We start from the raw sequence: 18,350 nt of genomic DNA on the forward strand, positions 1-18,350 counted from the left end.
ACAGCATCAGGCTAAATTTATTTGACGTATGGATCAACCATTTCACGTTTACCCTACGCCTCCGCCACTTCATCCAGCTTTACCCCTACGAGCCGGCTGATACCGGTCTCCGGCATGGTGATACCGTACATCATCTCGGCTTTGCCCATGGTCTTCTTGTTGTGGGTAATGATGATAAACTGTGTCTCCTCACTGAAACGTTTAATCATATTGGCAAAGCGTTCAATATTAGCGTCGTCTAGCGGCGCGTCAACCTCATCGAGCACACAGAAGGGGGAAGGCTTAACGAGGTAGATGGCAAAGAGCAGTGCAATGGCTGTGAGAGTCTTTTCTCCGCCGGAGAGCTGATTGATGGTAGATGGCCTCTTGCCGCGTGGGTTAGCTTTGATCTCAATGCTGGCCTCTAGCGGGTCTTCGGCTTCCTCATCGATTACTAAGTCACAAAAATCGTCTTCGTTGAACAGCGTGTGGAATACATCAACAAAGTTCTCCCGAATTTTTTCGAAGGTCTTGTTAAAACGCTCGGTGGCGGTTTTGTTGATCTCGTCAATGGTCTCGCGAAGCTCCTGTTCAGCTTTGTGGAGATCTTCTATCTGTTCCTCGTAAAAGTCGAGCCGCTCTTTCTCTTCTTCGAACTCCTCAATGGCAAGCGGATTCACGTCACCAATCTTGTTCAGCTTCTGTCGCAGCCAGCTGATGCGTTCTTTGGCTTCTTCCGGCTCCATATCCTCAGGCAGCTCCTCATCAATCTGATCCATCAACACGCCGTAGGTGTCCCAGATGTGATCGGAGAGATTCTCAATCTGCATCTCAAATTTCTCCTTGGCCATGGCCAGGTGATGAACCAGCTCCATATTCACTTCCTTGCGGCGGCGGACCTCCTTCAGGTCTTTCTCAATTTCATTGATATTTCCACGCTGCTTGGCCGAACTTTGCTCTGCATCCTCAAGGGCTTTATCGGCTTCTTTCTTTTTCTTGCGGGTGGTTTCGAGTTCATCCTCGTACTGTTCTATGGATGACTTGTACCGCTCGATACGCTTTTTGGCTTCCTCTGTTTTCTCAGAACGCAGTTCCAGCCGTTCCTTGACACTTTTGATGCCGTTTTCAGCTCGCTTGATATCACGTTCGTGGTTTTCAACTTTGTTCTGCAAGTCCTGGTGCTTCAACTGGGCGTCATTATAGCGGCTCTGGGCAATGGAGCGCTCTTCCTCCAGATCCTGCAGTACCTGTTTTTTCTCTTCCTGCTGTTCGTGCAGGTCTTTGAGTTTCTGTTGCAGCTCTTTCTGCTTGGGTTGAAGGCTGTCCAGCTTTTCCTGGGCATTGCCTTCGTTGCTGATCAGCGATTCCCGACGATTTTTCAGCTCCCCGATATTTTTTTCATAGACCTGGATTTTAGAGTCGAAGCTGTTGATACGGTTCTCGATACTCCTGACTTCTTTCTCCTTCTCTTTAAGCTCTTTTTCCAGTTCGGAAAGATTGATCTTGTCGTACTCTTCCTGCACTTCCTGCAGCTCCTGCTGCGAGCTTTTGATATTTGAACGAGACTTCTCAGCCTTCTTTTCCAGTTTTTCAATCTTATCTTTCAGTCCGACCCGGATGCCTGCATTCTTGCTCTTGCTGCCGCTTTTCAGGAAGCTGTGGGTTGTAATAACCTCCCCGTCAGGTGTAACCCCGATATTGCGACTGCCTTGCAGCTTCTCTTGCGCCTCTTCAACCGAATCGAATACAAGCACATTGCCCAGAAGCAGCTGGGTCAATGCATTAAATTTTTTCTGTGACTCTGCTTTGTGATACAGTGAATTCTTTTCCACATCGTAGTTGTCGCTCAAACGGTCGAGCGGTATGAAGGTCGCACGTCCCTTGTCGTCATCCTTGAGTAGGGAGGCGGCTTTCCGGGCGTCGGATAAGGTATTTACGACTACAAAATTCAGAGATTCTCCAAGAACGGCTTCAAGGGCAATGGCATGCTCCTCATCTGTGGAAAGAATGTTGGATACTACGTCCAGCAGTTCGAAACGTTCTCCATGTTCATCCAGCAAGTATTGAACACTAGATGGGAAAGCCTCATTGGAATTGGCAATATCCTGGAGCAGTGAAATCTCTGATTCAATGGAATCAAGGCTGCTCTGATAGCTACGAATCTGATCTTTCAGTTCATCGCGCTTATCGCTTAAGGATTCCCGCTTCTCTTTGGCATTGTTGAGAGCTTCCTGTCTCTTTTCCCGGCCTTCCCGGGCTTCATCTAATTTCTCATTAAGCAGTCCCTTTTCCCCTTTGAAATTCTCGATCTCATCTTCCAGATCTTCAATTTCCTCGCGGATGCGTATGAGGTCACCTTCCGTATTTTCCAGTTTTGACTCAATACGGATACGCTCAGACTGTAAATCGTTGAGCTTGCGGTTAGTCTCGCTGAATTCTTGCTCCAGCTGTCTCAAATTCTCCCGTACAGCGGAATACTTCTGTTGAACCGATGAGTACTTCTCTTTGGAGTCTTTAAGGTTCTGCCCGGCTTTCTGAAGGTCTTTTTCGAAAGTCTCCAGTTTGTTTTTACTGTTCTCAAAAAGCTCCCGCAGGTCTTTTAGGTCCTGCTTGCCTTGTTCAATATCCTTGGTGTACTGCTCGATGACCCCTTCTTCATTGCTGATCTTCTCTTTAGTGATGCGAAGGTTGGTCTCGGTGTCCTGTATTTTGGAATGGAGCTGGCTTACTCGACGCTGTGCTTCGGCCTGGTTTCGCTCTTTTTCGTTGAGGGCATTTCTGGCTTCTTCCTCGGTCTGTTCCAGTTCGTCTGCTTTGGCAATAATCTCTTTCTTCTCTTTCTCGGCATTTGCAATCCGCTCCTGCAGTGGTTCGAGCTCTTCCTTGATCTTTTGGTACTCGTGCAGGTTTAATGCTTTGTCAAGGTGCTCCAGCTCTTTGCGGTATTTCTTGGCCTTTTGGGCCTTTTCAGCCTGTATTTCAAGAGACCGAGTGTTTTTACGAACCTCCACCAGGATATCTTCCACACGCTGGAGGTCTTTTTGGGCTTCATCGAGCTTGCGGAAGGTCTTCTTACGCTTCTCTTTATAGCGGGTTACTCCTGCAGCCTCTTCAAATAGACGACGGCGGTCGTTATTCTTGTCATTGAGAATCTCCTCAACCATTTTCAGTTCAATCACAGAGTAGGCATCAGAGCTCATACCCGTATCCATGAACAGTTCAGAGATATCTTTCAGCCTACAGGTCGTTCCATTAATGAGGTACTCGCTTTCACCGGAACGGTAGAGTCGCCGGGAAATGGTTACTTCATTATATTCGGTAGGCAATAGACCTTTATTATTTACAAAGGTCAGAGAGACTTCAGCCATGCCAAGGGCATTCTTCTTGGCGGTCCCGTTGAAAATGACATTGGTCATGCTGGCAGAGCGAAGTAGGGTGGGACGTTGCTCGCCGAGTACCCAGCGCATCGCGTCCACAATATTTGACTTGCCGCATCCATTGGGACCGACGATTGCGGTAATGCCTTTGTCGAATTTCACCTGCGTTTTGTAGGCAAAACTCTTAAAGCCCTGTAATTCTAGGTCGGATATATACATTTACTAAATTTCAAATGACAAGCTTCAAATTACAAACAAATCCGAATATCGAATAACCAGAAATTCGAAACGGTTTGTTTCGAGTATTCGAATTTCGAATTTAGTATTTGTTTGTAATTTACTTTTTGGATATTGGTACTTACAACTATACTGTCATGATTTCTTTTTCCTTCTGCTCCAGAAGCTCGTCAACTTTCTTGGTATGCTGATCGGTAATGCTTTGAATCTCTTCTTCCGCCTCAAATTTTGAATCTTCCGGAAGGGATTCTTCCTTGACCGTTTTCTTAATTTCATCATTGGCATTGCGGCGGGTATTTCGCACGCTGATGCGGGCGTCTTCAGCCAGTTCTCCGCAGCGCTTAACCAGATCCTTGCGCCGTTCTTCCGATAATATGGGGAGAGGTATGCGTATGATATTTCCGTCGTTGCTGGGGTTCAATCCGAGTCCGGCAGACATGATGGCTTTTTCAATATCTTCCAGGGCCGACTTATCATAAGGCTGAACCGTAAGCATACGTGCCTCGGGTGCGCTAACATTGGCCAGCTGGTTCAGGGGTGTCTTGCTGCCATAATAGTCTACTTTAACCCCGTCGAGCAGTGAGGGCTGTGCCTTTCCCGCCCTGACGTGAGACAGTTCGGTTTTAAAATAATTCACGGCTTCGTCCATTTTTTTGTCGGCTTCCTTGATAATGGACTGCAACTCCTTAGGTATCATAATATTTTTGATCTGGTTAGAAGTTTGTAAACAGCAATGGGTTCAATAAAAACTGAAGTTAATAAATCTAGCTTTCTTCCCAAACAACCTTGGAGCCTACGTCGCTTTCACCGTTAAGGGCTTTCTTAAGATTGCCCACGATATTCATATTGAACACAATAAGGGGCGTCTCGTTTTCCCGGCAGAGTGTGAATGCGGTAAGATCCATAATGTCCAGTCTGCGGCTAAGCACTTCATCGCCGGTTATGGTTTGAAATTTCTTTGCTTCCGGATTCTGCTCGGGGTCGGAATCATAGATTCCGTCAACCCGGGTGCCTTTCAATATAACCTCTGCTTCAACCTCAATGGCACGCAGCGCCGCTGCAGTATCGGTAGTGAAGTATGGATTGCCGGTGCCGGCTCCAAAAATGACTACGCGTCCCTTTTCAAGATGCCTGATGGCCCGCCGACGAATATACGGCTCGGCGATTTCTTCCATGCGAATGGCTGACATCAGCCGGGTATGCACGCCTTTACGTTCCAGGGCGTCCTGAAAAGCCATACTGTTGATCATGGTTGCAAGCATGCCCATGTAATCTCCCTGAACACGGTCCATACCTTCGGTTGCACCTTTCACACCACGGAAAATATTGCCACCGCCGATGACCACGCAGAGTTCATAGCCTTCGTCATGAACGGCTTTGATTTCATTGGCATACTGGGTAAGGATATTACCGTCTATTCCGTGTCCCTGTTCTCCCAGAAGGGCTTCCCCGCTTAGTTTGAGTAGAATACGCTTATATTTGTTGGCCACAACTATCTTTTTTACTGCTGTTATAAATCGTTTATATATAAAAAAAAGGCTACCGAATTGGTAGCCTTTTTATCAGAAAAAAATGATTAGGAATCATTGCCCAGCTGCAGCCGGTGGAATGACTTGACAAGCGGGGTGTCATTCTGTTTGAGATACTCCTTCACTGAGAGACTGTTGTCTTTCACGAATTTCTGTTCAAGAAGAACGCGTTCTTCGTAAAATCTTCTGAGTTTTCCCTGTGCGGCTTTCTCGGCGATTTCTTCCGGTTTGCCTTCGTTTAAAAGCTGGTCTTTGGCTATTTCCAGTTCTTTCTCTACGATAGAACTGTCAACTCCGTCGCGAGTAACTGAAAGAGGTTTCATCGCAGCGACCTGCATAGCGACGTCTTTCGCAATGTCGTCGTCATTGACTTCCCCTTCAAACTCCACGAGCACGCCCAGCTGGTTACCGGGGTGAATGTAAGACACCAGTTGACCGCCGGTCTTGGCAAGTACCACACGATTGATCTCAATTTTTTCACCGATCTTTCCAACCATGTCTTTCAGGTGGTCTGCAACGGTGAGTCCGTCAACTTTTGCCTTAAGAAGTTCATCGACTGAATCAAGTTCTTCTTCAAAAACGAGATTGACAAATTGGTCAGCTCGTTTCTGAAAATCTTCATTTCGTGCCACAAAATCAGTTTCACAATTGATTTCCAGGGCAGCAGCTTTTGAACCGTCATCGCTTACCTTGGTAACAATCAATCCCTGATTGGCTTCGCGATCGGATCTCTTCTCGGAAAGTTTTTGGCCTTTCTTTCTTAAAATTTCAATGGCTCTTTCAAAGTCGCCATCTGCTTCTTCAAGGGCCTTCTTGCAATCCATCATGCCGGCCCCGGTTTGTTCTCGTAATTCTTTTACGTCTTTCGCAGAAATACTCATGTTGAGTTGCTCTGTTTAGTGTTGGTGTTAAATATTTTTCGGTAAGTATCGGTAGATAAAACTACTCTTCTTCGTCAGACCCTTCGCTTTCATCTTTTCTGCGACGGGTACGTCGTTTTCCGGTAGCTTTGGTAGCTTTCTTTGCCTTTTGCTTTTTCTTGGCTTCTGCCTGTTTTGCTTCTTCCGCAGCTTGCTCCATCAGCTCTTCTTCGTTTTGAGCTTCGCGTTCTGCATTTCCTTCGATGATGGCATCGGCTACTTTTCCGGCAATAAGCTGTATGGTACGGGCTGAGTCATCATTGCATGGTACAATATAATCCGGAGTGTCCGGGTCACTATTGGTATCTACCATGGCGACAATGGGGATATTCAGCTTGATCGCTTCATTAACGGCGATGTGTTCTTTGATAGTATCGACGATAAATACAGCACCGGGCAGACGGTTCATGTTGGCAATACCGCCGAGAGTCTGTTCCAGCTTTTCGCGTTCGCGATCGAGCATCAGAGCCTCTTTCTTGGTCAGCTCTTCAAAAGTACCGTCTTTCTCCATGCGGTCGATCTCTTCCATACGTGAGATACTCTTCTTGACCGTTGAAAAGTTGGTCAGCATACCGCCTAACCAACGATGGGTGATGTACGGCATTCCGCATCGGATGGCTTCGGTTTTTACAATATCCTGGGCTTGCTTTTTGGTTCCGACAAAAAGAATGGTCTTTCCGGAACGGGCCAGTTTGGCTACTTCGTCAAGCGCTTCCTGAAAAAACTTCTGGGTTTTTTTCAGGTCAATGATGTGTATTCCGTTTCGCTCCATGAAGATGAATTCCTTCATCTTCGGGTTCCAGCGACGGGTAAGGTGTCCGAAATGGGCACCGGATTTCAATAGTTCTTCTAGATTTGGTGCAGTAGGCATAGGTAATGTACTTGGTTTTGAGTTTATCCGCTACACAGGTCATTCCCGGCGCTAATCCGTCCCAAAATTTTCGGGACGAACACCCGGCGCACTAGGTCGCTGCGTATGTGTGATATTAGATGGTTGTTTGTTATTCGTCAGTCGCTATCAGTTGCAATCGGTTGATCATTTTTAACCGATAACCAATAACCGATAAAAACTTATCGTTTGGAGAACTGGAATTTCTTACGGGCTTTAGGCTGACCATACTTCTTACGCTCAACCATGCGGTCATCACGGGTAAGTAGGTCGTGTGACTTAAGTACGCCGTGAAGTTCTTCATCATGATCGTCAAGAGCACGAGCCAGCGCATGTTGAATAGCACCGGATTGTCCGGTGATACCTCCGCCACGAACGGTTACCTTGATGTCGAACTGTCCGTTTAGTTCGGTTACATCCAGTGGCAGGGTTGCAATATTGCGATGAGCTTGTGTAGAGAAGTAATTGTCCAGCTCTTTGTCATTTACCAGAAAGTTTCCACTTCCTGATTTAATATAAAGTCGTGCAGTTGAGGTCTTTCTGCGACCTATAAAATTTTTCTGTTCCATGTATTACTTAGAGCTCAATTTTTTCTGGTTGTTGCGCTTCTTGATTGTGAACCGGGCCGGCATAGATCCGAACATTGGTCATCAGCTTGCTGCTCAACTTATTCTTCGGCAGCATTCCTTTGATCGCATTCTTGATAAGGAAAGTAGGATCTTTTTCCATCATCTCTTCCGCGGTAGTGAAACTTTCACTGCCGGGAAATCCGGTGTGACGGAAGTATTTCTTATCCTGCATTTTCTTGCCGCTAAGCCTAACTTTTTCGGCATTGATTACGACCACATTGTCACCCATATCCATGTGCGGGGTGAATGTAGGCTTATTTTTGCCACGAAGTATGGTGGCAACCTTACTTGCCAGGCGACCTAATGGTTGATCTTCGGCATCTACAAGAACCCAATTTTTTTCAATATCACTCTGCTTTGCCGAGTAGGTCTTATAACTGTTTGTATCCACGGTTAAAAATATTTAGAAAATTGCTTTTTCATGAAGTCCCGCAAAATAGGCTTCTTTTCGACAATTTGCAATGCCCTTTTACAGAAAAAATATGGAATCGGTAACTGGCCCGGAACCTATCGGGGATACAAAAAATTGTGCGATAACTTTTAGACAAATACCTCCGGAAAATAAGACATTCACTAAAAATAATCTTAACTTCAGACAGAAGAAAAATCGCCATTATTAATTCATAGCAATATCACCAATGAATACTCAAGTAAATCTGGACCAGATAAAAACTGAGTTCGAAACAGGTCAGGGCAAAGCCCACTTTTACAGCCTTAAAAAACTGGAAGAACAGGGATACAGCAATATCAACAAACTGCCGTTTTCTATTCGCATATTACTGGAATCGGTACTTCGCGAACACGACGGTTATGCCATTACGGATAAGGATATCAAGCTGCTGGCAGATTATAATGCCAAGGACCCCCAGGGAGAAATTCCTTATAAGCCATCTCGTGTGGTGTTGCAGGATTTTACCGGTGTTCCCGCCGTTGTGGATTTGGCGGCGCTTCGTTCGGCTATGGACCGCATGGGTGGTAACCCGCAATCCATCAACCCACAGGTTCCGGTTGACCTGGTTATTGACCACTCGGTACAGGTGGATATGTTCGGGCAGGAATATGCCTTTATGTACAATGTGGAAAAAGAATTTGAACGCAATCGCGAACGCTATGAATTCCTGAAGTGGGGTCAGAAAGCTTTTGACAATTTCCGGGTTGTACCTCCGGGTCGCGGAATTGTACACCAGGTAAACCTTGAGTACCTGGCACAGGGTGTCTTCACCCGAACCGAAGATGACGGTACTACCGTTGCCTATCCCGACACGCTGGTGGGTACCGACTCTCATACTACAATGATTAACGGATTAGGCATCCTGGGATGGGGCGTCGGCGGTATTGAAGCCGAAGCTGCCATGCTCGGCCAGCCGATCTACATGCTGGTTCCGGAAGTAGTAGGTGTTAAACTCTCAGGCAAACTTCGCGAGGGGGTCACGGCGACTGACCTTACACTGACAGTAACCGAGATGCTCAGACGCCACGGCGTTGTAGGTAAATTCGTTGAGTTTTACGGTGACGGCCTCAGCAACATGAGCCTTCCCGACCGTGCTACGATCGCCAATATGTCACCGGAATACGGTGCGACAATGGGCTTCTTCCCTGTGGATGACGAATCCATTCGTTATATGAGACGAACCGGCCGCGATGAAAAGCAGGTGCAGCTGGTAGAGAACTATCTCAAAGCGCAGGGCTTATTCCGAACCGACGGTATGGTTGAACCCGAATATACCGATCATCTGTCACTGGATCTCGGTGAAGTGGAAACTTCACTGGCCGGACCGAAATTGCCCCACGATCGGATTACCCTGCCGAATATGAAGTCTACCTTTGAAAATTGCCTGACCAGTGACAATCCGACTATGGGCTTTAATCTTGCCCAGGAGCAACTGGCCAACAAGGGTACTTTTAAAAATGGACAGGAAATAGAGATGAAGCACGGTGATGTGGTGATTGCCGCTATCACCAGCTGTACGAACACCTCCAACCCGAGTGTGATGCTGGGTGCAGGTATTGTTGCCAAGAAGGCATACGAAAAAGGACTGAACGTACCTCCTTATGTTAAAACCTCACTGGCACCGGGATCACGGGTAGTTACCGATTACCTGGAAGAAGCGGGACTCACCGATTATATGGACAAGCTGGGCTTTAACCTCGTTGGTTATGGCTGCACAACTTGTATCGGTAATTCCGGTCCACTGCCCGAAGCTGTTGAAAAAGCAGTTAAGGACGGCGAACTGATTGTAGCCGGCGTTCTTTCCGGAAACCGGAATTTCGAAGGACGTATCCATCCATACGTAAAAGCTAACTACCTGGCTTCACCGCCGCTGGTAGTGGCCTATGCACTGGCCGGTACCGTGGATATCGACCTCGCCAACGAACCACTGGGTAAGGATAAGGACGGCAACGACGTATACCTGAAAGACATCTGGCCAACCTCCGATGAAATTGCGGAACATCTCGATAACGCTATTCGTCCCGAACTCTTCAACAAGCAGTACGGCGATGTATTTAAATCCGAGGAGTGGGATAAGATTCCAGTCGGCGGTGGGGAACTGTATGAGTGGAAAGAAGACTCCACCTACATTCAGGAACCGCCCTTCTTCATGGATATGGGAGAAGAGCCCGAACCCATTCGACCCATCCAGGGTGCTAGAGCTCTTGTAAAAGTGGGGGATTCCATCACCACTGACCATATATCTCCTGCAGGAAATATCAAACCTGATAGTCCCGCCGGTAAATACCTCATTGAAAACGGGGTGGAGCCTAAGGATTTCAACTCCTATGGATCACGAAGGGGTAACGACCGGGTGATGACCCGAGGTACCTTTGCCAATGTTCGATTCAAGAATCAGCTGGCACCGGGTAAGGAGGGAGGATATACCAAGTACTTCCCAACCGATGAAATCACCACAATCTATGATGCGGCCACCCGCTACCAGAAAGAAGGCACACCGCTGATCGGCCTGGCCGGAGATCAGTACGGTACCGGTTCTTCCCGTGACTGGGCAGCAAAGGGTACCATTCTATTGGGAGTAAAGGCAGTAATCGCCACTTCCTATGAGCGTATTCACCGTTCCAACCTGGTTGGTATGGGCGTTCTTCCTCTGCAGTTTAAAGAGGGTGAATCAGCCGATAGCCTGGGTCTGGATGGCTCTGAGGTATTCAACATCTTAATTAGTGATGACCTTAAACCGCAACAGGATGTAAAAGTGGAAGCCAAGAAGGAAAACGGCGAGGTTATTGAATTTACCACGGTAAATCGTATTGATACGCCTGTAGAAATCGATTACTTCAGAAACGGAGGCATTCTCCATTACGTGCTTCGTGACTATCACCGCGCGGAAAAAGAGTAACAAAAGCCTCTTTTGCAGTCTTATTATAAAGATGCCCTAATACTTGTTAGGGCATCTTAACGTAAATCCCGTGTGCTTAGATTTTTTGTTAGGCCTTTTTTTTATAGATTGAGCTTAATATTAATATCACTACAGCCTGAATGGCATACGGGGTTAGCGTTCAGGTATTGAAAAGCTAGAATATCATGTATGGAGACTGCAAAAAAATCTTCAACTCTTAGAGTCGTTGAGCTCAAGGACCAGTCGAGCGAAAGCCTCCACCTGTTGTTAGAGTCCATCGAAGGACTCAATAAGAGTATGGAGCTTCAATCTCTTCTCAGTGAGAGTATGGAATCAGCACGTCTCGTCATGAATTCCGAAGCCAGTTCCCTGATGCTGCTGGACGAAGAGACCGGTGAACTCTTTATCAGCCTGCCAACCGGTCCGGTGAAAGATGAAATAAAAGGCAAGCGCATTCCCAAGAATAAGGGAGTCGGTGGATGGGTAATAGAAAATAAACGCCCATACCTGTCCAATGATCTGGAAAACAGCGAAATCTTTTTTGGGGAGGTCGCTGAGGAGTTCCAAACTCGCAATATTATATGTGTTCCGCTGATTGATAGTAAAAACAATGCCATGGGTGTATTACAGGCCATCAATAAAAGAGGCCTTCAGGACTTTACACCCCACGATATTCCTGTGTTTCAGGCATTGGCATCTCATGTTTCAATGGCTATCGAACGTACGCGTATGGAAGAGCGGATGAAAAGCCGGATCAAGCAGAAGGAAGTACTGCTGACCGAAATCCACCACAGGGTGAAGAATAATCTTGCAACTATTTCTGGGCTTATAGAGATGGAGCTCGACACAGTGGGTGACAAACATGCTCGTCATGTGCTGAAAAATACCTATTCACGTATGCAATCCATGGGAGAGGTACATGATATGCTCTGCAAGAAAGGATTGTTTGATGAAGTCGAGCTGGGGATGTACCTAAGCAACCTTACTGAGAAAATTTCAAAAACGTTGTCGAATCCCAACACCGAGGTTAATATCACGGTGGAGGCAGATACCATTCATATGGCTGCCGATCGAGCCATGATTTGCGGACTGGTACTTAACGAGTTGTTGGTAAATATCTACAAGCACGCTTTTGAAGATCTCAAGGAGGGTAATATCACCATTAACCTGCTGGCGCTGAAAGACAATAAAATTCAGCTCGACGTAAGGGATAACGGCATAGGTATTCCCGAAGAGTTCAGCCTCGAGGATGCCAGTTCTATAGGTACCTGGGTGATCAATGTACTGTTGAGAAAGCTCAATTCTACAGTTGAAATCAACAGCGCTGAGGGTACCAGCTTTTCCATAACATTCGATAAATAGCCTTCCTTTCCCGCTAAAATTGATCCATATTAAGAAAATCTAATCCTCTTTGTGACTCGTAGAGCGTCTTACTTAAAGTTATTTTAAAATTTTAGGATCTATTTGTTTATAATAGTTACGGATAAAGGGAGTGAGACCAAAAATTTAGTACGTTTGGTAATCTAAAAATAAGGTTAGGCAGTCACAGTTGGCAACTAAGGGTATGCACATAGGTGCAATCGTATATAAAAAATTCGACTTGAACGGACGATCCAGCAACCGGTTGATGGTTTTGCTGGAGCGACTTGAGCGTTTTAACGAGTCTAATAATTTCAAAACCTTACTTGATGAGGTTCTTGAAACGGCTCGTGATGTCATGGATACCGAATCAAGTTCATTGATGCTTCTCGATCGCAAGACCGGAGAACTGGTTCTTAAGAATCCTACCGAAGAAGACGATGCCACTCCCGAAAAGCGAGTTCCCAAATTTGAAGGATACTGCGGGTGGAGTGTGGAGCATGAAATACCGCTGCTTGTCAATGAGGTTGATATTACAGGCAACCTATACCGTGCCGAACTGTATGAAAACTACCATCTCAAGAATTTGATTTGTGCCCCTCTCTTTAGCAGGAAGAATAAGATTATCGGTGTGATTCAGGTAGCCAACAGGCTGGGTGATGAAGGCTTTGAAACAGATGATCTTCCGATTTTCCAGGAATTGGCCCGGCATGCAGCCCGTGCCATTGAGTCCACCATCTCGAAAGGAACCCAGGATAGTCTGCTGGAGGAAAAGAGGCTTATGGTCTCAGAGCTACATCATCGGATGAAGAACAATCTAGATATGATATCTGATATGGTGGAGATGGAGGAGACGAAATTAGACGACTCCACCAGCAAGGAGGTACTTAAGAAGATTCAGTCGAGAGTTAAGTCAATCAACATCGTATATGATCTGCTGTCCGGTAAGGAGGACAAGTCGGAAGTGGATCTCGGTCCTTATGTCAAGGAACTGGTTGATACCATTTCCATGGGGTTGTCAACACCGGTACGTGATATCTCCATCGAAGTAAATATTGATGAGATCAGGTTGCATCCGGATCGAACGCTGGCTTTTGGACTCATACTCAATGAACTGCTTGTTAACAGTTATAAGCATGCCTTCAAATACAAAAGTGAAGGTTCCATTCTGATAGACATATCAAGTAGAGGCGGGACTATTACCATGCACTATAAGGATAACGGCATCGGTATGCCGGTGGATTTTGATGAAGAAGAGTACGCCTCGCAGGGTTTCAAACTTATTTTTTCACTTACGGAAAAGTTGTACGGCGATTTTTCTTTTAATAAGAAAACCGGATACAAAGGACTGGAATGTACGCTTGAGTTTCCGGATTTCGATTACATTCATACCAGCTAATCAGTTTTTCAAAGAAATCCGTTTTCCAGATTTCTCATTGTAAACAGTCTGGCAACGGATCTTTTCAAGGGAGTATTTAGCATCAGCCAAACTAAAGTATTTCGCAAGTACGGCAGTTTCGATTTCCTACCAAGCTTCATATTTATTTCCGCTCTTCGTATAACTTTTGCCGTGATTTTTTGACGATGGCGGGCATATGTTTCCAGTTTTTGAAATAGAGCCTCATCATCTTCATTTGCCAATGAGCTTTCGAGATGTTTTGCCAATTCGGCAGCGTCGAGCCACCCGAGGTTCATGCCCTGTCCGCCTATTGGACTCACCACATGTGCCGCGTCACCTGCCAGTGCGATGCGTGACCTGGCCATTGGTTTGGCAATTAACCTTTGAACACCAAAGCTGCTGAGCATATAATTATCTGTTTCCGATAGTTCATATCCAATACGTGCTGCTACACGTTTTTCCAGATCACTACGGCTAACATTTTCAATATACTCTTTGGTTTTTACCACCCATCGCCTGCGGTTATTGATTAGGGGAAAGGATTCAATCAATCCCTGATCAGGTAAAAAAACGGCGGCATCATCATCAAAATTGGTGTTGTCACTGAAATCGCCCATGATGTAAGTATCGGGATATGATACGCCCTCGAAAGCTATGCCGGCCTGTTCTCTTACCATACTCTCTTTGCCGTCACACCCAACCAGACAGCGGCATTTAATGCTTATAGGCTTCCCGGAGAGGTTTAAGGAAACGGTCACAAAATTATCACTCTCCTCAATCCATGTTACTTCCGCACCTCGAAACAGGGCATCGGGATTCAGACTGTCCAGATGTTCCTCAAGTATGGTTTCGGTTATATATTGCGGAAGGGAGAGGATGTAGTTGAACGGCTTCGGACAATCATTAAAAGCAATGGATCCAATTCTTCCATTCTCTGAAAAGGCAATTCCCCGGTGTATTTTAATACCCTTTTCTACAAAACGATCGGCTATACCCAGTTCATCAAATAGCTCCAGGGAGACAGGATGTATGCCCAGTGAGCGTGAATGTTGGATGCGTTCCTGTCGCTTTTCCAGTATTACGAAGGGGATATCATATTTGTGCAGTAGACAACCAAGATACAATCCCACGGGTCCGCCACCTACTATGATCACCGGATAAAAATTGTCAGGTTTATCAATGCTCATAACGCAACAAAAGCCGGTATGGGAATTTTCGTTTTACTTTCCAGGCCGGAGGGACAGTACTCTTCAATTCGGAAGCCGTATAGCTTCGCTTGATGGAGGTCAGACCGTCTTCCGTAATAAAAGAGTCGTTGAAAATAGGTCTGGAGAGTGTGTTGAATAGCAAATAACCCAAATCACTGCGTTCTATATCGCTAAAAAGAACTTTCTTTTGACTCAACTCCTTCGACTCATCCAAAAGCTTTAAAAGTTCTCCCTTATTCAGGTGATGCAGCAGGTGATTGGAGATTACAAAATCAAAGCTTTGTCCTTCTTCCCTCAGTGCCGTTGATGAAATCTGCCTAAAAGTAATATTAGGCGGTGTACTCATGTCTTTAACATATTCATAGGCCCGCTCATCTGTTTCAATGGCAGTGATTTCCATGCCGATTTGATCTGACTTCGTCCAATCAGCTAATTTAAGAGCCAGATCACCGCCTCCGAAGCCTATATCAAGCAGTGAGTACCTACGGGACAAATCATTACAAGCAGGACGAATTTCATTTTTGTAGATGGATCTCCACCCCGAGATGAGACCGTTGATCACTGAGAACTGTTTGTAGGTATTGAAGAGCTTCTCCTTGTCGCAATTGGGGTCGTCCATTTTTTCCTGAGCATCTTCGTCTCGATCTTTTAAAAAAAATGGCATGAGGTGATGTTTATACTTTTGTCAGGAGTCCGCTCTCAATGGTCAGCCCGGGACCGAAGGCCATAGCCAGTATTGAATCATCTTTAGCGGCCTGTTCTTCAAGTAGGTATTTTAGTACAAAAAAGATGGTTGCACTGCTCATATTGCCATAGGTATTGAGAACCTGCCGGGAAGCCTCGAGTTGCTCGGTGCGCAGACTAAAGCTCTTTTCAATTTTGTCGAGTATGGCTCTTCCTCCTGGGTGTATAGCCCAGAAGTCAATTTCTTTGAGTTCCTGATCGAAATTTTTGAACAGTGGTAAGACCGACTGTTCAAGGTTTGACTCGATAATCTCGGGTACATAAGTGGAGAGCACCATGTCAAACCCGGTATCACCAATGGTCCAGGCCATATCCTTTTCACTGTCTTTTGCTACAGATCCTGCAAACTGTTCAAGCCGATAGCCTCCTTGCTCAGGAGGGGAACTGCTCACGAGCACACCTGATGCTCCGTCGGCAAAGACAGAAGCCGAAATGAGGTTGTCGGTTTCTTCTGAATCCTGCAGGTGAATGCTGCACAGTTCGAGACAGATCACCATGACTTTGGCATCAGGATCTGACTCGCAAAATGACTTGGCCATTTTCAGAGCGGGGAAGGCAGCAAAACAGCCCATGAATCCAAGGTGATACCGTTGTGTTGCAGGATGTAATCCCAGCTCTTTAACGATTTCGAAGGCCGGTTCAGGGGCGAAGAAACCCGTACAAGAGACGGTGATGACGTGTGTAATTTCATCCTTACTGGTGCCAGGACATTCTTCAACAAGTTGGCGGGCCAATTCCACGAACATCTCTTTGGCATGAACGGTATAGAGATCATTTCTTGATCCGGTGGATGGAGTACCCAGGTTCCCATCTTTGCTAAAAAAGTAGGGGTCATGACCATTCTTCCGGAAATCATTAATAACAGTATGTCTCTTTTCAATACCGGAATTGCTGTAAATTCGATGGATGATACTTTTGGTAGATCGCTTGCTGCCGACATACTCTTTCATGCGTTCCCGTAAAAAATCCTGCTGGTAGGAATGCTCGGGAACCAGCGTTGAAATATGTTCAATGAAGACGGCCATAATGAAGCATTAGGTATAAATTCTATCGGGATACTAGCAGTACCTAAATTTTACGGTAAAAATTCCTATTTCCTAATTGATTTTCTTTGAGGTGATTGCTTGGTCTTTTTGGAGGTTAGCAGGTACGGGGGTATAGGGTATAAGGTATAAGGTATAAGGTTCCTTTCATCTCTGTGAAAATCTAAGCTTCTCTGAAAAACTCCGTGGAATAGCGTCCTTATACCCTATACCTTATACCTCAACCCGCTCATCCCGTCATCCGAAAAAAACGCAAGTTGTGAAAGATAGCCGCTACCGTGAGACCCGCAATAAGTCCTATCCATAACCCTTGGGGACCGTAATTCAAGGTAATTCCCAAATAGTAGCCGAGCGGAAGCCCAACCACCCAGTAGGCAAACAGGTTCACATACATGGGCACGGTGGTATCTTTCAAACCGCGAAGCGCCCCATAGCTGCTTACCTGGAGACCGTCGGAGATTTGAAAAATTGCAGCCATATAGAGCAGGCTTATGGCCACCTGTTGAACAGCTTTATTTTGAGTATAGATGCTGGTAATCAGATCAGGTATGGTGAACATGATGACAGCCGTAATGCTCATAAAAAATGTAGCAAGGCTAATACCCACGAATCCTCTCCTGCGCGCCTCGGTGATGGATTTTTTCCCGATGGCATTCCCAACCCGCGTGGTAATGGCGGTAGATAGGCCAAAGGGAACCATAAATGTCATGGCGGAAAAGTTGATGGCTACCTGGTGCCCGGCCACTGCTACGGCGCTAAGCGACCCCATCAGCAGGCTAACAAGGGCGAACATGGTCACTTCCATCGTAGAACTCAAGCCGATGGGTACGCCAATTCTCAGAATCTCTTTCAGGTAGGACCATTCGGGCATCTTGAAGGAAGAAAATATCTCAAATCGTCGGTAAGGTTTGTGCTGCATGGTAAATATGAGCATACACAGAAACATCACGAGTGCTACAAGAGAAGAGGCATACCCGCATCCAACAGCACCAAGTTGTGGGAAACCCAGCTTGCCATACATCAGCACATAGTTGGCCGGAATATTTACCAGTACACCAATCAAGGCAATATACATGCTGGGTCGAGTGACGGACATACCCTCATTGAAGAATCGCAGCGCCATATAGGCACAAAGCGGAAAAATACCCCACGAGATGGCTTGAAGGTAGCCTATGGCCACAGGGATAATCTCCTGCGTCACTTCCAGAAGCTCCATCACAATACCTAGATTTCGAATCGCAAAAAATACCGGAATGGCAAGCAGCTGACTCAACCAAAGCCCCTGGCGTGCGTTAATTCCTATTTCCGGGAAATTACGTCCTCCGTACAGCTGTGCCACTATCGGAGTAATAGCCATCATGATACCTGCCGCCAGCATGATGAAGGGAATGAATACCGCTCCACCAACCGCAACAGCCGCTAAGGCTTCAGCAGAAAGATTACCGGCCATTACGGTATCCACGAAGTTCATAGACATCTGCAGCAATTGTGCGGCAATCACCGGCAGACCCAATTTAAGGGTATGGACCGCTTCCGTTTTAAATCCCTTTTTTTGTGATTTCAGAAAAGAAACCAAAGTAGCATCAATTATAAATTCCGAAAAAAATTAATCGGGTATAGTACAAAATTTGATAGGCAATGGTAAACAGCTTTTGAATGTTTATTCGCATCCAAAATGAAACGGCTA

The 18,350-nt window shown here is 46.0% G+C and carries 14 protein-coding genes; 3 read left to right on the plus strand and 11 right to left on the minus strand.

The window, feature by feature from the left end; translation table 11 throughout:
- Positions 1-53: 53 nt before the first annotated feature.
- The 7 genes from smc to rplM all read right to left on the minus strand — a co-directional run bounded on the left by smc (position 54) and on the right by rplM (position 7,951).
- Positions 54-3,575 carry a chromosome segregation protein SMC gene (smc, locus tag G3570_RS15855; RefSeq protein ID WP_165143850.1) on the minus strand — a complete coding sequence of 1,174 codons (3,522 nt, stop codon included), beginning with the start codon at positions 3,573-3,575 and terminating at the stop codon, positions 54-56.
- Between the two features lie 145 nt (positions 3,576-3,720).
- A complete protein-coding gene (gene frr, locus G3570_RS15860; RefSeq protein ID WP_165143851.1) occupies positions 3,721-4,290 on the minus strand; it encodes a ribosome recycling factor in 570 nt (189 codons plus the stop codon).
- A gap of 67 nt (positions 4,291-4,357) precedes the next feature.
- The gene (gene pyrH / locus G3570_RS15865; protein ID WP_165143852.1) at positions 4,358-5,083 is read right to left on the minus strand and encodes a UMP kinase; all 726 of its coding nucleotides are present in this window, start codon (positions 5,081-5,083) and stop codon (positions 4,358-4,360) included.
- An 86-nt stretch (positions 5,084-5,169) separates the two neighbouring features.
- Entirely contained in the window at positions 5,170-6,003 is an 834-nt protein-coding gene (gene tsf / locus G3570_RS15870) for a translation elongation factor Ts (RefSeq protein ID WP_165143853.1), read from the minus strand.
- A 61-nt stretch (positions 6,004-6,064) separates the two neighbouring features.
- A complete protein-coding gene (rpsB, locus tag G3570_RS15875; RefSeq protein ID WP_165143854.1) occupies positions 6,065-6,913 on the minus strand; it encodes a 30S ribosomal protein S2 in 849 nt (282 codons plus the stop codon).
- A gap of 200 nt (positions 6,914-7,113) precedes the next feature.
- Positions 7,114-7,500: a 30S ribosomal protein S9 gene (gene rpsI / locus G3570_RS15880; protein WP_165143855.1), complete on the minus strand. Its 387-nt coding sequence runs from the start codon at positions 7,498-7,500 to the stop codon at positions 7,114-7,116.
- Positions 7,501-7,507: 7 nt separating this feature from the next.
- Positions 7,508-7,951, minus strand: coding sequence for a 50S ribosomal protein L13 (gene rplM, locus G3570_RS15885; protein ID WP_165143856.1), 444 nt, complete (start codon positions 7,949-7,951; stop codon positions 7,508-7,510).
- Between the two features lie 247 nt (positions 7,952-8,198).
- Here rplM and acnA point away from each other — a divergent pair, with 247 nt between their 5' ends.
- The 3 genes from acnA (at position 8,199) to G3570_RS15900 (ending at position 13,668) form a co-directional block, all read left to right on the plus strand.
- Complete coding sequence (gene acnA / locus G3570_RS15890; RefSeq protein WP_165143857.1) at positions 8,199-10,910, plus strand: aconitate hydratase AcnA; 2,712 nt, start codon at positions 8,199-8,201, stop codon at positions 10,908-10,910.
- A 189-nt stretch (positions 10,911-11,099) separates the two neighbouring features.
- Positions 11,100-12,272, plus strand: a complete 1,173-nt coding sequence (locus G3570_RS15895) for a sensor histidine kinase (protein WP_165143858.1) — start codon at positions 11,100-11,102, stop codon at positions 12,270-12,272.
- Between the two features lie 202 nt (positions 12,273-12,474).
- Positions 12,475-13,668 (plus strand): histidine kinase dimerization/phosphoacceptor domain -containing protein, encoded by a 1,194-nt coding sequence (locus G3570_RS15900; RefSeq protein ID WP_165143859.1) that lies wholly within the window; start codon positions 12,475-12,477, stop codon positions 13,666-13,668.
- Positions 13,669-13,676: 8 nt separating this feature from the next.
- Here the strand turns inward: G3570_RS15900 and G3570_RS15905 are convergent, their stop codons facing one another.
- From G3570_RS15905 to G3570_RS15920, 4 genes are all read right to left on the minus strand, one after another.
- Positions 13,677-14,855: an FAD-dependent oxidoreductase gene (locus G3570_RS15905; RefSeq protein WP_165143860.1), complete on the minus strand. Its 1,179-nt coding sequence runs from the start codon at positions 14,853-14,855 to the stop codon at positions 13,677-13,679.
- A complete protein-coding gene (locus G3570_RS15910; RefSeq protein ID WP_165143861.1) occupies positions 14,845-15,540 on the minus strand; it encodes a methyltransferase domain-containing protein in 696 nt (231 codons plus the stop codon). The genes G3570_RS15905 and G3570_RS15910 overlap by 11 nt, the downstream gene beginning before the upstream one ends.
- A gap of 10 nt (positions 15,541-15,550) precedes the next feature.
- The gene (locus G3570_RS15915) at positions 15,551-16,645 is read right to left on the minus strand and encodes a type III polyketide synthase (protein ID WP_165143862.1); all 1,095 of its coding nucleotides are present in this window, start codon (positions 16,643-16,645) and stop codon (positions 15,551-15,553) included.
- 247 nt (positions 16,646-16,892) lie between these two features.
- The gene (locus G3570_RS15920; protein ID WP_249067221.1) at positions 16,893-18,239 is read right to left on the minus strand and encodes an MATE family efflux transporter; all 1,347 of its coding nucleotides are present in this window, start codon (positions 18,237-18,239) and stop codon (positions 16,893-16,895) included.
- Positions 18,240-18,350 lie beyond the last annotated feature (111 nt).

It is taken from the genome of Halalkalibaculum roseum (assembly GCF_011059145.1).
Lineage (GTDB): Bacteria > Bacteroidota > Rhodothermia > Balneolales > Balneolaceae > Halalkalibaculum > Halalkalibaculum roseum.